This is a genomic window from Okeania sp. SIO2C2 (assembly GCF_010692625.1).
Classification (GTDB): Bacteria; Cyanobacteriota; Cyanobacteriia; order Cyanobacteriales; family Microcoleaceae; genus Okeania; species Okeania hirsuta.
In genome coordinates this window covers 1-15,725 of record NZ_JAAHGM010000109.1, presented here as the reverse complement: position 1 = coordinate 15,725, position 15,725 = coordinate 1, and the positions used below count along the sequence as shown (strand labels likewise).

General features: G+C 38.0%; 16 protein-coding genes. 10 read left to right on the top strand and 6 right to left on the bottom strand.

All coding sequences use genetic code 11. The features are described from left to right. On the top strand, nucleotides 1–104 hold a 104-nt coding region (locus tag F6K18_RS37150; protein ID WP_353735207.1), incomplete at its 5' end, for a zinc ribbon domain-containing protein. Nucleotides 105–148: 44 nt separating this feature from the next. Here the strand turns inward: F6K18_RS37150 and F6K18_RS34795 are convergent. Together F6K18_RS34795 and F6K18_RS34790 are read right to left on the bottom strand one after the other, a co-directional pair. Beyond that, complete coding sequence (locus F6K18_RS34795; RefSeq protein WP_287527749.1) at nucleotides 149–652, bottom strand: ATP-binding protein; 504 nt, start codon at nucleotides 650–652, stop codon at nucleotides 149–151. Between the two features lie 186 nt (nucleotides 653–838). Then, nucleotides 839–1,003: a hypothetical protein gene (locus tag F6K18_RS34790; protein WP_287300956.1), complete on the bottom strand. Its 165-nt coding sequence runs from the start codon at nucleotides 1,001–1,003 to the stop codon at nucleotides 839–841. Between the two features lie 116 nt (nucleotides 1,004–1,119). Between F6K18_RS34790 and F6K18_RS34785 the strand changes: the two genes are divergently transcribed. Further along, complete coding sequence (locus F6K18_RS34785; protein WP_287527747.1) at nucleotides 1,120–2,139, top strand: ATP-binding cassette domain-containing protein; 1,020 nt, start codon at nucleotides 1,120–1,122, stop codon at nucleotides 2,137–2,139. A 337-nt stretch (nucleotides 2,140–2,476) separates the two neighbouring features. Then, nucleotides 2,477–4,279 (top strand): sodium:solute symporter family protein, encoded by a 1,803-nt coding sequence (locus F6K18_RS34780; protein WP_287527745.1) that lies wholly within the window; start codon nucleotides 2,477–2,479, stop codon nucleotides 4,277–4,279. Between the two features lie 219 nt (nucleotides 4,280–4,498). On the opposite strand, the gene F6K18_RS37145 is transcribed toward F6K18_RS34780, so the two are convergent. Continuing rightward, complete coding sequence (locus tag F6K18_RS37145) at nucleotides 4,499–6,430, bottom strand: PQQ-dependent sugar dehydrogenase (protein ID WP_353735267.1); 1,932 nt, start codon at nucleotides 6,428–6,430, stop codon at nucleotides 4,499–4,501. 701 nt (nucleotides 6,431–7,131) lie between these two features. On the opposite strand from F6K18_RS37145, the gene alaS reads away from it, so the two are divergent. From alaS to F6K18_RS34745, 5 genes are all read left to right on the top strand, one after another. Continuing rightward, on the top strand, nucleotides 7,132–9,756 hold the full coding sequence (alaS, locus tag F6K18_RS34765) for an alanine--tRNA ligase (protein WP_287527743.1): 2,625 nt from the start codon (nucleotides 7,132–7,134) through the stop codon (nucleotides 9,754–9,756). A 167-nt stretch (nucleotides 9,757–9,923) separates the two neighbouring features. Next, nucleotides 9,924–10,652, top strand: a complete 729-nt coding sequence (locus tag F6K18_RS34760; protein ID WP_287527741.1) for a restriction endonuclease — start codon at nucleotides 9,924–9,926, stop codon at nucleotides 10,650–10,652. After that, nucleotides 10,639–11,139 carry a hypothetical protein gene (locus F6K18_RS34755; RefSeq protein WP_287527739.1) on the top strand — a complete coding sequence of 167 codons (501 nt, stop codon included), beginning with the start codon at nucleotides 10,639–10,641 and terminating at the stop codon, nucleotides 11,137–11,139. The genes F6K18_RS34760 and F6K18_RS34755 overlap by 14 nt, the downstream gene beginning before the upstream one ends. 230 nt (nucleotides 11,140–11,369) lie before the next feature. Then, nucleotides 11,370–11,696, top strand: coding sequence for a DUF433 domain-containing protein (locus F6K18_RS34750; RefSeq protein WP_287527736.1), 327 nt, complete (start codon nucleotides 11,370–11,372; stop codon nucleotides 11,694–11,696). Next, on the top strand, nucleotides 11,680–12,015 hold the full coding sequence (locus tag F6K18_RS34745) for a DUF5615 family PIN-like protein (protein WP_287527734.1): 336 nt from the start codon (nucleotides 11,680–11,682) through the stop codon (nucleotides 12,013–12,015). Before F6K18_RS34750 ends, F6K18_RS34745 begins: the two co-directional genes overlap by 17 nt. An 86-nt stretch (nucleotides 12,016–12,101) precedes the next feature. Here the strand turns inward: F6K18_RS34745 and F6K18_RS34740 are convergent, their stop codons facing one another. After that, nucleotides 12,102–12,578 carry a type II toxin-antitoxin system VapC family toxin gene (locus F6K18_RS34740; protein WP_287527732.1) on the bottom strand — a complete coding sequence of 159 codons (477 nt, stop codon included), beginning with the start codon at nucleotides 12,576–12,578 and terminating at the stop codon, nucleotides 12,102–12,104. 2 nt (nucleotides 12,579–12,580) lie between these two features. Next, complete coding sequence (locus F6K18_RS34735) at nucleotides 12,581–13,324, bottom strand: hypothetical protein (RefSeq protein WP_287527730.1); 744 nt, start codon at nucleotides 13,322–13,324, stop codon at nucleotides 12,581–12,583. A gap of 464 nt (nucleotides 13,325–13,788) precedes the next feature. On the opposite strand from F6K18_RS34735, the gene F6K18_RS34730 reads away from it, so the two are divergent. Both F6K18_RS34730 and F6K18_RS34725 read left to right on the top strand, forming a co-directional pair. Beyond that, the gene (locus F6K18_RS34730) at nucleotides 13,789–13,974 is read left to right on the top strand and encodes a hypothetical protein (protein ID WP_287527728.1); all 186 of its coding nucleotides are present in this window, start codon (nucleotides 13,789–13,791) and stop codon (nucleotides 13,972–13,974) included. Nucleotides 13,975–14,380: 406 nt separating this feature from the next. Next, complete coding sequence (locus tag F6K18_RS34725) at nucleotides 14,381–14,548, top strand: hypothetical protein (protein ID WP_287527726.1); 168 nt, start codon at nucleotides 14,381–14,383, stop codon at nucleotides 14,546–14,548. A 116-nt stretch (nucleotides 14,549–14,664) separates the two neighbouring features. On the opposite strand, the gene F6K18_RS34720 is transcribed toward F6K18_RS34725, so the two are convergent. Continuing rightward, the gene (locus tag F6K18_RS34720) at nucleotides 14,665–15,309 is read right to left on the bottom strand and encodes a Uma2 family endonuclease (RefSeq protein WP_287527724.1); all 645 of its coding nucleotides are present in this window, start codon (nucleotides 15,307–15,309) and stop codon (nucleotides 14,665–14,667) included. Between the last annotated feature and the right edge of the window lie 416 nt (nucleotides 15,310–15,725).

The following is a 15,725-nucleotide window of genomic DNA, read 5'->3' as shown; positions in this document are numbered from 1 at the left end:
GGACTTATGACTGCCCTGACTGTGGCTTGTCAATAGATAGAGATTTAAACGCCAGTATAAATTTGAGAAATGCGGTCGGCTCGGTCGTGAATGCCTGTGGATGAGTAACCGCCGACGGTCTCAGTAGAAGCAGGAAGTAAATATCAAATTATAACGTTATGTAACGGTTTGTATCGGTTTTATAGAGCAGTTCAATGTTAGATATTTCTATTTCTGTCTGCAATAATTTGGCAGCTCCCTGAAGTATACCTTTTAATCCTTTTGATTCCTCCAAGTTAAATTTTTCCAACTTCTCCAAACTTTTGCTGACCTGTTGTGCAATAGTTAGAAAAATATCACCTACATCTACATCTCCCATTTCTAGGTTTTTGTCAGACTCAACGTAGACAACATGAAAGCCTTCTGTTTCTAACTGTTGCTTGAGTTGCCATAATTCTGTAGACTTACCACAACCAATATGTCCGGTGAATAATTGGCAAGTGGGTCGGTCTGAAGACCAGAGAGTAATAGTATTTTTTAATTTTTTAATAACTTTTCCTCCACGCACAGTCGAGAAGTCAATATAGCATCTAGTGTCAATTTCTACATTATCTATAAACAGAGGAATGCCAGGGTTTGTTGCCTGAAAAAAGGCTTTAATATCTATGGTCATAACTATTTTCTACTTATGAGAAGCTACCATGAATTTTATCCCAGGGAACAGGGAACAGGGAAATAGGCAACAGGCAACAGGCAACAGGCAACAGGCAACAGTGACAAAAGCTTTTCTGTGTCTCAGGTCAAACATAATATGGCTGAAGGAAGAAGGAGAGAAGGACAATCTTGCGTTGTCTGAGTTTTAAGCTTTTGGGCGTTGGTAATTTGAGGTATGATACCATGTCCGGATAAGAGCGCGATTTCTCCTTCTATTCCTCTTTCTTCTTCTTTCTTCCCTCCTGACTCCTGACTCCTGACTCCTGACTCCTAAGTAATTAAGATTAATATCATACACGCGCTTTACCAACGCCAGCTTTTGATATGTCCGCACCCTTTCATTCCACTGCTATACTTCTGGTCTTCTGGCAAGAATAAAATAAACAATTACAATTATCAAAGAAAACTTTATACTTACTAATAATCATGGCACCAGCAGTTTTAATAGAAAACCTTCAGAAAAGTTATGGTTCAGTTACAGCAGTTAAGGACGTTTCTTTTCAGATAGAACCTGGAGAAATATTTGGTTTACTTGGCCCTAATGGTGCAGGTAAAACAACTACACTACGCGCCCTGTGTACTCTAATTACACCAGATGCTGGACGTCTAGAAGTATCTGGTATTTCAGTAGTTGACCAACCGAGAATAGCTAGACAACGTCTTGGCTATGTTGCTCAGGAAGTGGCCCTCGACAAGGTACTTACAGGCCGAGAACTACTGGAACTGCAAGCAGCTATATATCATATTCCAGGCAAATTGGCAAAAGAAAGAATCGAAGGAGCGATCGCCCTCCTGGGAATAGAAGATTGGGCGGACAAAAAAACAGGCACTTACTCTGGCGGTATCCGCAAACGTCTAGATTTAGCAGCGGGTTTATTGCATCAACCAGATGTTTTAGTTTTGGATGAACCGACAGTGGGTTTAGATATTGATAGTCGGGTAGCAGTTTGGGATTTTTTGCGTCAGTTGCGAGACTCAGGTACAACAGTTTTGATTACCAGTCACTATCTGGAAGAAGTCGATGCTTTAGCAGATAGGGTAGCTATTATTGACCAAGGTGTGGTTATTGCGACGGGTACTCCTTCAGAACTTAAAGACCGGGTGGGAGGCGATCGTATTACTCTCCGTATTAGGGAATTTTCTTCTACTGAAGAAGCAGAAAAAGCTAAAGTATTACTAGGGAACCTGCCAATAGTTCAAGAAGTTATTGTTAATGCTGCTCAGGGCAATTCTTTAAACTTAGTTGTGACACCCCAGAGCGATGCTTTGATCGAAATTCAACAGTCATTGCAGTCAGCAGGTTTACCAATTTTTGGTATTGCTCAAGCGCGACCAAGTTTGGATGATGTTTATCTGGCAGCAACAGGAAAAACTTTGATGGATGCAGAATTAGCTGCTGTGGGTAGTCGTGACTTAAAAGCTGAGAAAAAACAAAGTATGCGTTGAACGTTTTCATAAATTGGCACTTTGTAGGTTGGGTTGACGTTAAGGAAACCCAACAACGCTTATTGTATCTGTTGAATTGTGCTGCCACTTAACCCGACCTACTGGACTGATACTCTTCTTGTATCTGTTGGGTTGCGCTACCGCTTAACCCAACCTACGGTATTATAAATAATTATCCACATATAGTCCAGTAGGGTGTGTTAGCGACAGCGTAACGCACCATCAATAGCTGGAATAGGCGGTGCGTTACATTTCATTAACGCACCCTACTTCTTTTCCTCCCTGCGCTCAAGCGACAGGGATTCCAAGCATCCCGAATTGTTTACTTGAGGAGTTTATGCATTTAATTGATTACACTATTGTCGTCATTTACCTACTGGCGATCGTCCTGTTTGGCATATTTCTCCAGCGGAAAGCATCCGCTGGCATAGACTCTTACTTTCTGGGCGATCGAAATATGCCTTGGTGGGTATTGGGGGCATCAGGGATGGCTTCTAATACAGACATTGCGGGGACAATGTTGATAACAGCCTTAGTATATGCCTTGGGAACGAAGGGATTTTTTCTGGAACTCCGGGGTAGCATTGCCTTAATTCTAGCAATGTTTATGATTTTTATGGGCAAGTGGAATCGTCGCGCCCAAGTTATGACTTTAGCGGAATGGATGCACTTGCGTTTTGGAGTCGGACGGGAAGGAAATATCGCCCGGATAGTTAGTGCGGTTGCTGCTATTATTTTGACCATTGGTAGGATTAGTTATTTTGCCATAGGTGGAGGCAAATTCTTAGGAGAATTTATTGCAGTCGATGCCCGCTTGGCTTCAATTTTAATTATCTTCTTGGCATTGATATACACTGTTCTTAGCGGTTTTTATGGGGTGGTGTTAACAGACCTGTTTCAGGGAGTATTGATTTTTGTGGCTATCATCTATATCTGCGCGATCGCTCTGCAACTTCCTCCTCTCCCGGAGACATTTGCTATTTCTATTCCGGGAACCGAGCAATTGCACGAGTGGAATTTTAGCGAGTGGAGTAGCATATTCCCCTCCATGGAAGTAGATTTGCCAGGAGACTATGGTCGTTTCAACTTGTTCGGTGCTATCCTTTGCTTCTATCTGCTGAAAGTATTGATGGAAGGGTTTGGCGGTATCGGTGGTTATATGATGCAGCGTTATTTTGCTGCCAAAAGCGACCGGGAAGTGGGGTTAATGTCCCTGTGGTGGATATTCTTGCTTTCCTTTCGCTGGCCTTTGGTAACTGCCTTTGCGATCCTGGGCATCAATTACGGCATTACTAACCAAGTAATTCCTGACCCGGAACTGGTATTGCCAACAGTTATCGCTACTTACCTACCAGTGGGAATTAAGGGATTGGTATTAGCTTGTTTTATCGCCGCCGGGATGTCTACTTTTGACTCCTTAATTAATGGTGGCGCTGCTTACTGGGTGAAGGATATTTATCAAGCTTATCTCAATCCGCAAGCTGACAACCGCAAACTGCTGGCTCAAAGTCGTTGGGCATCGGTTATCATTGTTATGGTGGGATTGCTATTTAGCTTCAGTATCTCCAATATCAATGAAATTTGGGGATGGTTGACTCTGGGATTGGGGACGGGTTTGGCGGTTCCTCTGCTGTTAAGATGGTATTGGTGGCGGTTTAATGGTTATGGATTTGCTACGGGTATCGCCGCTGGTATGGTGGCTGCAATTGTTACTAAGGCGATCGTCTTACCTTCCTTCCCGAATCTACAACTTGCCGAATTTATCCAATTTCTAATTCCTAGCAGTTGTTCTTTGGCAGGATGTATCGCTGGCACTCTGTTAACTCCGGCAACGGAACGGTCTGTTCTGGAGAATTTTTATACTGTCACCCGTCCCTTCGGTTTCTGGAAGCCGATCGCCACTAATCTGTCCCGCAATCTCACGGTCAATATCACATTAGAGAACAGGCGAGATTTGCTGGCAACTGCGATCGCGATTCCCTGGCAAATAGTTTTGTGTCTCACGGGAATTATGTTTATGATGAAACGTTGGGATAATTTCCTAATTCTATCTCTGTTGCTGGTTGTACTTTCTATCTGTTTGTACTTCGCCTGGTACAGATATCTGTATGGAAGTCAAAAGTCAAAAGTTAAAAGTTAAAAGTAAGAAAAACGAAAGAATTTAAGCCAGGAAATTATTTAAGAGTATACCAAGTAAGGTCTGTATTATTTTGATCAGCTTGAGCTACAAAAATATTGAGCGATCGCTATTAATATTAAATGCGGATTTGATATTATTTTTAGTTGCGCTTTAGGACTAAACATCTATCGACGCCTAGCATGGGAGCATCTTGCTCCCACTGCAGGGAAATGGCAACCGCTAACTTCTAAGGAAGAAATCTTCTGCTTCTATTGATGGAATATTTGTCAAAGTGGCAAATTGACCTCCACTACCGAAACCAGTTTGACTACCATTGGGGTTGTAGAACAATTGACCATTTTCACTATTATAAACAATTATTCCATCAACCGTTGCTGCTTCTTGGTCATTAGTAACAATAGCAAACTCACTGGCAATGCTGAAACCTGCTCCCGACTCACTATTGATAGCAGTAAAAGTTCTCAAGTCTAGAAGAATAATATCTTCCTGTGTTTGAGAAAAATCAGTAATTACGTCTATACCTACATCCTCACTCTGAAATTCCACATTAGTATTAAAGATAAAGCGGTCAATACTACCACCTCCTGTAAGTTGGTCGTTTCCAGCACCACCATTGAGTCTGTCGCGACCAATACCTCCTTCTAGGGTATCGTTACCATCACCTCCTAACAAGATATCGTTACCGGGGCGACCAATTAACAGGTCATTACCAGATTTGCCAAATAATTTATCTTCATCAGGACCACCATTAACAGTATCATCACCCCGATCGCCATTCAGAGTATCTTGACCAACACCACCAATTAATGTATCGTCTCCACCATTACCAGTGAGGCGATCGCTACCTCTTCTACCAAAAAGTTGATCGTCACCTTCTCCACTCTGAAAATTATCATTGTTATTAGTGCCTTCTATGGTTTCATTTTCAGGAAATTGTATTCGATAAATTCGATTGTTTCCTTGGTCGGTAAACAACAAACTACCATCTGGTAATACTTGTAAACCAACGGGATTACCCCAAGTAGTTTCAGGTTCTACTGAAACATCTAAGAAACCTGTTAAAAAATCTTGATATACTCCTGTTGCATTTCCATTTTCATCAAAGGGTACAAATACTATTTTAGAACCTGTAGGTTCCTGACGACCGAAACCACCTCGAAATGCGACAAATGCTCCATTGTGATATTCTTCTGGGAAGGTTTCACCATCATAAAATTGCAGTCCTAAAGGTACTGAATGTGCTTGAAATAATACATCAGGAGTTTGAGTTTCTGTTACAAAATCTGGAGTTTGAGTTTCTGGTACGAAATTAAGATTTTCTTCTGTTATAAATGGGTATGGTAAATCTGGTGATAAATAAACATAAGGCCAACCATAAAATTCATCTTGTTCTAATCCTGTAAAATAATCAGGAACTAAGTCATCACCTAATGCATCTCGTTCATTTACAGTGGTAAAAAGTTGACCTGTTATTGGATGAAAATCTAGACCTACAGGGTTTCTTAAACCAAAAGCAAAAGTTTGTTGATTGGAACCATCTAGATTCATTACTTGTACAGATGCTCTGGGTAATTCTTCTATTTGCGCGTTAGAACCGGAACCAATAGAAACAAAAAGTTGATTGTCTGGGGAAATTGCTAAATTCCTAGTAAAATGAGCACCACCTCCTGGTAAATCGGCGATTTTTTCACCAGTACCATTAATTTCTGTATCGCCGATATTGTAAGGATATCTTACTATTGAATCTGTATTTCCCACATAGAAAAAATCTTCAGTAAAAACCATGCCAAAAGGTCGATTTAATCCATTTTCTGCATCGGCAAAAATTTGAGAAAAATCTGCTACACCATCCTCATCTGTATCGCGTAGTAAAAGTATTTGATCCTGGAAAAGTGATGTTACTAACACGTCTCCAGTGGGAGTCAATCCTAACCAACGAGGATTTTTACTTTCAGGAAAAACATTATCAGCAAAAACATTAACGGTAAATCCATCTGGAACTTGCAATACTGGATTATCTGGAATTGGAATAAAATTTGCAGGATTAAAAGTACCAGTAAAACTAGCAGGAGGTTCTGGTAACGATTCTAGAGAAATAAAGATATCCTCTAATTCCAAGGGTTCTGTTTCTATCAGTCCATTAGTTAGCATTATTTTTAGAGATGTTTTAGTTTCTTAATATTGGCAATAAATATGCTATCCTAAATTTCCAAAGCTAATGAAATATTAAGCTGCTATTTATGCCTACAAATTTACATTATCTAATTTTAGACCAAGTAGCAATTATACAAACAAATTTCACCTTTTTTATATACTTATTTTTATTTGTTTTATATTTTTCATCTTTTGGTGTATTTGATTAAGTTAGGATTAAGTTATCTATATAAACCAACGTAAGTATAAATATTTTTCAATTACTCAATTAAATAATATCTAAATATTGATAAATAGGTCTATATTTATTCGGTGAATATTTAAAATAAATGATATATTTGATCAAAAATAAGAACGAAAATTTCTCTGAAATCTCCTGCTATGAGTTATGGAAAAAGTTGATGTAATTTCTGGAAATACTTGATGATTATTTCCACTATTATAGAAAATTTATGTTGCTCAATGACACATAACACCTAATACCTATTACAATAAAAGTTGTAAAATTTCAACAGGTCAAATTTTGCCTGAATAGACGGAAAATTAAATAAGCAATCAGCAGTCAGCAGTAAATGTGTACGTTTGCGGAGCATTCCGGAACGGAAAGGGGATTTAAACCCAGAGCTATAAAAGCTGATAACTGAATGCTAAAAGCGAATAGCTAGTTAAAATTACACAACCTAACATCTGAATTAATTATGTCTGCTAAAAAACTCACAGGTAACGAAATTCGACAAACATTTCTCGACTTTTACGCACAACGGGAACACACTATTTTACCGAGTGCATCCCTAGTTCCTGAAGACCCCACGGTCTTACTAACTATTGCGGGAATGTTACCATTTAAACCGATATTTCTCGGACAACAACCCCGGAAATATCCCCGTGCTACTACTTCCCAAAAATGTATCCGCACTAACGATATCGAAAATGTTGGTCGCACTGCCAGACATCACACTTTTTTTGAGATGTTGGGTAACTTCAGTTTTGGCGACTATTTTAAACCAGAAGCGATCGCCTACGCTTGGGAACTATCCACAAAAATCTTCGGTTTGCCTCCAGACCATTTAGTTGTCAGCGTATTCCGAGAAGATGATGAAGCATTTGCTATTTGGCGCGACAAAATTGGTATTCCCGCACACCGCATTCAACGGATGGATGAGGAAGATAATTTTTGGGCATCGGGTCCGACTGGTCCGTGCGGTCCCTGTTCGGAAATTTATTACGACTTCCATCCAGAATTGGGGGATGATAACATTGACCTAGAAGACGACAGCAGGTTTATCGAATTTTATAACCTGGTATTTATGCAATACAACCGGGATGCAGAGGGAAATCTCACACCATTGCAAAACAGAAATATTGACACTGGGATGGGGTTAGAAAGAATGGCGCAAATATTACAAAAAGTGCCGAATAATTATGAAACTGACCTCATTTTTCCTATCATTAAAACTGCTGCGGATATTGCTGGTATCAACTACAAAAAAAGTGATGATAAAACCAAAGTTTCTCTGAAAGTTATTGGCGACCATGTACGAGCAGTTGCACATTTAATTGCCGATGGTGTCACTGCATCTAATGTTGGCAGGGGTTATATTTTACGACGGTTAATTCGCCGAGTTGTGCGTCACGGACGTTTGATTGGCATTTTTGGGGAATTTACATCCAAAGTTGCGGAGAAAGCGATCGCTCTTTCTGAGGATGTTTACCCAAATTTGCGGGAGCGGGAAACTGCTATTAAAGCGGAGTTGCAACGGGAAGAGTCTCGTTTCTTGGAAACATTGGAGCGGGGTGAAAAATTGTTGGCGGAAATTATGGCAAAACCGGAAACTCAGAAAACTAAACAAATTTCTGGGGAAGATGCTTTCAAGTTATACGACACTTATGGTTTTCCACTGGAGTTGACTCAGGAAATAGCAGAAGAAAATGGTTTAACTGTTGATGTCAGTATGTTTGAGAAAGAAATGAAACTGGCGCAAGAACGTTCTCAGTCAGCTCACGAAACTATTGACTTGACTGCTGAAGGTGGGGTAAAATTAGATGTTGACAAAACGGAATTTTTAGGATATACAGATTTGACTTCCTCAGCGCAAGTAATGGCGTTAATAGCTGAAGGGGAACAGGTTGAGTCTGCTGAAGCAGGTACTCAAGTGCAAGTGGTACTTGACCAAACACCTTTTTATGCTGAGTCTGGTGGTCAAATAGGCGATCGCGGTTATCTAAGTGGGGATAATGTAGTCGTGCGGATAGAAGATGTGCAGAAGCAGAATAATATTTTTGTGCATTTCGGTCGCGTGGAAAGGGGTACGTTACAGTTAGGAATGACGGTGAATGCTCAAATAGATGCTGCTTGTCGTCGCAGAGCGCAAGCAAACCATACCGCAACACATTTGTTACAAGCTGCTTTGCGGTCCCTGGTAGACCAGTCTATTTCTCAAGCGGGTTCCTTGGTATCTTTTGACCGCTTGCGATTTGATTTTAATTGTCCCCGGGGGTTGAAACCGGAGGAGGTGGAGCAAGTGGAAGCTCAGGTAAATAGTTGGATAGCTGAAGCACATCCGGCGACAGTTGCGGAAATGCCATTGGATGAGGCAAAAGCAAAGGGAGCTGTTGCTATGTTTGGTGAAAAGTATAGCGATGTGGTACGGGTGGTTGACTATCCGGGAGTGTCGATGGAATTATGTGGGGGAACTCATGTGAATAATACGGCAGAAATTGGGGTGTTTAAAATTATTTCTGAAGCTGCTATTTCTTCTGGGGTGCGTCGTATTGAAGCAGTTGCTGGTTTGGCAGTTTTAGATTATTTGAATGTCCGAGATACTGTGGTTAAGGAATTGAGCGATCGCTTTAAGGCAAAACCGGAGGAATTATCGGAGCGGGTGAGTAACTTGCAGCAGGAGTTGAAGGAGTCGCAAAAACAGTTGGAAGCGTTGAAAGGGGAGTTAGCAGTAGCGAAGTCTGACCAGTTGTTGGGGGATGCTAAGACTGTGGGTGAGTTTCAGATATTGGTAGCGGAAATGCCTGGAGTTGATGCGGAAGCGTTGAAGACCGCAGCAGAGAGGTTGCAACAAAAGTTGGGCGACAGTGCTGTGGTATTGGGTTCCGCGTTGGAGGAGAAAGTCAGTTTGGTTGCTGCTTTTAGTAAGTCTGTGAATGGTAAAGGTTTGCAAGCAGGGAAATTTATTGGCGGGATAGCGAAAATGTGTGGAGGAGGCGGCGGCGGCCGTCCGAATTTGGCGCAAGCAGGGGGTCGCGATCCGAGTAAGTTGAAGGAAGCGTTGGAGAGTGCGAGGGAGCAGTTAGTTGATGGGTTGAAGTAAATTTTTGACCACTATTTGTAGGTTGGGTTGAGGAACGAAACCCAACATAACGCAGTATATGAACGTTTTTGTTGGGTTGCGCTGTCGCTTAACCCAACCTACAAATACTAAGTTACTGAATATTATAATAGTAAATATTAAAAAAGTAATCTGTAAATTTAATAAATATGGTTAATAATAAAGATATACAAACGAAGTTTAAAGTTGTTATTCCAATAGACTGGGATAACAACAAAAAAGGGACGTTTTGGGAAAAGACAGTAGCAGACTTGTTTAGGCAGCAGAGGTTGGAAATATCTCCACGTATAAGGTTTACAGGTAGTGAAATAGATGTTTTAGCAAAAAACAAAGAAACCAATGAGAGGGCTTTTATTGAATGTAAGTTTTATGAAAAAGATACTATTAGTGCAGAAGTTATAGATAAGTTACTAGGCAAAGCTTATCGTAACAATATTAAAAAAGTATATTTAGCTTGTACTACTGAATTTGGTAAAGAAGCCAAAGGTGTAATAGAAGAAGAACAACAGAAGTATCAAAATGCAAATTATGATGGAATTAGGGCTGAATTTTGGGGACCAGAAAAGCTAGCTCAAGTATTTATGGATATTAAATCCATCAAATTACCTGATTGGAATAAATATAATATTGGTAAGGTTAATACAGCTACCCTATTAGTTACTTCTTCACAAACTTTATGGGTAGTTGAAGAAATAGGTGAAGAAGCAATTCCAATTCGTGCAATTGTTTTTCCAACCAAAGAAGATCAAGAAATCACAAATCTAGAAGAACTAAAAAGTAATTTTAAAAACAATGGTTTTTTGTCTGGTCTTCCAATAATTGATAGTAAGACAATTCAGAAAAAATCATTAAAAATACCAACTGTTGGAAGTTTTTGATTTGATAGCTGCAAAAGGTGAAACAGGAATAAAATATGCAGAAATATTAAAGTTAAAAAGTAAAATCAAACAAAACACTTTAAAAAATATTAGAGATGATTTACAAAGATTAGGATTAGTTGAATATAAAAGCCCAATATTAAAGATCAATAGTGATTTATTAGGACAAACACATTCAGATTCAGAAATAGCAAATTATTTAGCAAATATACTGAATGAACATATCGTCATCAAAGAAATATATCAAAACAATAAACCAGGAACCATGATGACTCAACATCAACTCCACAAAATTATTGCTAACCTGTACAATTTGTCCGTGGATAATAGAACGGTCAATCATTATGCTACTAGAATGATTTCTTGGTTCTATTTCGCAGGACTTCTAGAAAAAGGAGCGGGCAACAATATAAAAGTACCAAATGGTACGAGTAAACAAAAGGGAAAACGGAAAAATGAAGAACACCAACAACTATCACTATTCTAAATCTTCTGATTGTGAGAAGATTTAGAAGGATTAAGAAGAGTTAGAAAGTTGAAAAACTTTTTTATTTCTTAGTTTTGCAGCGATTCTATCAGCATTAGATGTTATATTAGCATCAATACTTGAATAAATTGCTTGTAGTGAAATCCTAAACCTCAATAAATTTTTCTTAGTTAGCTAAAGAAACTATTATCTGTTAAAATATATCTATTATTTGTATTTCCAAATTAGTTATGTCTAAAACATCTACAATTACAGAACACATTGAAATTACTCCTGGAATTTGTGGTGGAAAACCTCGGATTGCTGGACATCGAATTAGAGTAGAAGATATTGTTATTTGCCATGAAAAAATGGGTCTTTCACCAGATGAAATTGTCTCTCAATATCCAAGTATTACTTTAGCCGATGTTTATGCCGCTTTGACTTATTATCACGACCATTTAGAAGAGATTAGGCAGCAAATTTTAGAAGATGAAGAATTTGCTAGAGCAATGCAAGCTGAAACTCCTTCTTTAGTAGCAAAAAAATTAAGAGAAAGTCATGGTAAAAAAGATTAAATTTCATCTGGATGAAAATGCTCCTAATGCAATAGCTGATGGTTTAAGACGACGAAATATTGATGTAACTACTACTTCTGAGGCGAATTTAATTTCTCTTTCAGATGAGGAACAATTGATATTTGCTGCTAATCAAAATCGGGTTATTTTTACTCAGGATAGAGATTTTTTGCGACTACATTATGCTGGTTTTTCACATAGTGGAATTGCTTATTGTATCAAGGGAAGTCGTTCGGTCGGTGAAATTTTACGCGGGTTAATTCTGATTTGGGAAGTATTGGAACCTGAAGATATGATCGGAAAAGTAGAGTTTTTGTAATCTAATACTATGGTTATTTTTGAGTTAGTAAATTGGCAATTTGGGAATGGTGTCAATTGGGAGCGATCGCCAACCTTATTTACAAACTAAAATTTAATATCCCGCCAATTTTGAGCATATTCTTCCACAAATATTTTCAAGTGTTTAATATTAGTAGTAGCAACATATATTCCTCTGCCAGGAGCTTCTTGACAGAGAATATTCCATTGAGCAGAAATAATCATATCTGCATCAATATTTTTATTATCAGTTGTCGGGATATTATTTTGACGTGCCTTAGCCCAAAACTCAGCAGCTTTGTTCATAACTTCTGTTGTAAGTGGGAGAAAATCTACTACATCCTTAAGACTATCTAATATTTCTAAACCCTCACTTTTAATCCGAATTAATTCCCGTCTAACTTCATAATCAGAAATTTGAGAAGTTACTACATATCTGCTTTTAGCTAATAGTTCATATAGCCATTCATTACATTGGGAAATTTCACTATATTTCGCTTGAGAAATATTTTTAACTGGACTAGCAAGTAAACCAAGCACTCCTGAATCTAAAATTACAATCATAACTATAAATTCTCTCCATTGTACTCTCTTTTAATTTCTTCCATTCTGGCTTTTGCCCAAGCCATAGCAGGTTTATTTTTCTCTAATTGCTCTTCAGGAGTGCGCCCCCAATGTTTCAAATATGGCAATAAAATTCCCTTCTCTGAGTTATATATTTCTGTTGCCTTATTTAACAAATATTGACCTTTTTCCCATAGTTTAGAAGTAGATTTTGATTTTCTCAATTCAATTGCTTTAGCTACAGCTTTTGGAATTATCAAAAAAGACTTTTGATACTTACTAAATACATCTTCTTTTTTTTGTAGGGAAGGCAAAATTAATCTAAATCTAATTAACAAACCTTGCCATCCGTTACATTTAGAACTTGCCTCAGTAAAACTATAAGCTATTTTTCTAAAATATTGACGACTTTCTCCTGAAAATATATCCCAACAAGACTCAATACCAGCAGCTAATTTCTCTATCTTATCCACATACTTATTTATATCTTTAGGGATATCATTTTTAAATTCAATTTCTGTATTAATTGCCTCCAAATATTTTCTCGTACCTGCCATCATTTCCTGTAAAGTTGCCTCTGCACTCTGACCTTTGAGAGCAGCAACTTCTCGAAAAAACTCCTGTACTTCATCAGTTAATGAATTAGGAGAAATACAATTTTCTAAAAACGATTTTACTTTCTCAATATTGTCTTCCGTCCGTTTAAGAGCTTCTGTTTCTTGCTGTGAAAATAGTCCATTAAGCATTTTATTTTTCTCCTTCAAAGACACTAAACTATGATTATTCTATTTGATACCGCTATTGCCATAAATTACAATATTTTAAAAAATGTATTGATATCTCTGAAGAACATTATAGACGTTCCTTAATTGCAATTTGGAACGAGTAAATTACAGAATTAGCTGACCTCAGAGATGCTGAAGCTAAAATATTAAATACAGCAGTTTTATTCCTTGGTTTTGTAGCTATTATATCAGCAATAGATGTGATATTAGCATCAATACTTGAATAAGTTGTCTGATTTGATTGAGACTATCAACCTATTGACATATATAAATAAAAAGGTAGAAGCGAGCGTCAAACCGACCCCCAAAATCATCTGTACATCCGTGCCATAATCAGTGTCTAGCTCTAGGGAGCGATCGCTAATAATATGTTAAAATCAAAATAAACTTATTGAAGAATTTAAAAATAATAATTGCACTTAAATATGACTCCAAACCCAACTATAGAAGAAATAAAAGCTCTGATATTTCAATTACCTATTCAGGAACAAATAATCCTCATAGAAGACCTTGAGGAAAGACTAGAAACTCTCACCATAATGCAACTAGCAGAAACAGGTTTTTCAGAGTGGAATGAACCAGAAGAAGATATTTACGATGTCGAATCCTAAACCTCAATAAATTTGGTTAGTTCGCTTCCCTTTTAGCGATTTAACTTCGGAAGAGGGGGAAGAGGGGGAAGAGGGGGAAGAGGGGGAAGAGGGGGAAGAAATTAAAAAATATATACAACGTGTTTCATATCAGTAAGGTACGCTGTGGAGGGCAGATACCCACACTCAAAAGACTTTTATGCTATTATGAGAAATATTTACTGGGTTTTGGGCAAATTTAGGCAAGGACTAACAAATGCAACTAGAAGATTATTTTGAGTTTCTGACACCGGAGGATATTCGAGTTAAAGGAACGCGGATCGGTATTGAGAATATTCTTTAGGAATACGTTGTTAACAATAAGACAGCAGAAGAAATTGCCGAACTATTTCATACTGTTAGCTTAGAGCAAGTTTATGCCACAATTTTGTCTTATTTGCGCGATCGCGAAACCATAGGACAATATTTAGAAAATTGGTTGGACTATACGAATAAAGTTCAAGCTGAATTTGATCGCCATCCTCCACCTTTTGTGGCGAAGGTACTGAGGTGGAAATTGGAACGTCTAACTCAAGTCGAAGGTGCTTCTAAATAATGGCAATTAAATATTTGCTTGATGAAAATTTGCCTCCTCTATATCAAGAACAACTTTTGCAGTGGCAACCGGATGCTCTAATCCCTGTTACAAAAACAACTTCTAACTTCTGACTTCTAACTTCTAACTTCCCTTGCCCATTGCCTAACTTGCTTTAAGGTTGCCGTTTCCCCAATAATTAATCGTTGTTCTAACCATTGAGGAATCATTGTCATATCTAACAAAGGAAAAGCTAAACTTTGCATTATTTCATCATAATTTTGAGTTTCCCTATTCAACCGATAAAACCGCAAATTTTTTCCATCATATCGCCATATTTCCCCTACACCTAATGCTGCGTAAATAGGTAAGTTATCAATTGAACTATTAGTAATATCAATTTCAATAGCTAAATCTGGGGGTGTATCTCCTTGATTTAAGTCAATATTTTGCTTATTTCTCACCTCTGGCTCATTTTGTAAATAAAAACAGGCATCAGGTTCAATTCCTTTTTGAATATCATCCCTTTTGAGAGTAAGAGAGCCAACACTTTTAATATTTAAGTTCCATTCTTCCGCCATAATAAATATCAGACGAGCAATAAACCAATTGTTATTTTCATGCTCCATTAAAGGACTCATAATCTGTAAATATCCTCTATCATAAACTAGGCGTTTTGTAGAATTTTCATTTAATTCTTCACTCATACCAGTGAAAGTTTTCCAACTAATAGGATGCAAAATTATATAATTTTCAGCCTGTGTTTTTGTGAGTGTTTCCATTATCTTTTTTTCCTTAATAAAGAGCGATAGCTTTGCTATAGTTATTGCGAGGGGGGTAGGAAAGAATTAGGTGATTGGTTTTGTCGTTATACCCCCGTGGCAATCTCCAGCAAATAGAGATTGCTTCGGCTTATTTAATGACTTTCCCAAAAGTTTAACTTGTTTAGCACTGCCTCGCAATGACAGAGGAGTTAAATTAAGTAAACTGCATAACTGGTTACTTCTACGGATATATAATTAAGTAGGTGTGCTAATGTGGTGAATTTTATGAAAGCAATAATTAAATATTCTCTAGTGTGGGGAGCAACAATTATTAGTATCTGTGGGTTAACTGTGGGGATGGTGAAACCAGTAGTAGGGGAAATTAAACCTGTTGTGGTAGCGCAACAATCTGGGGAAGTCGAGGAGTTGAAGCG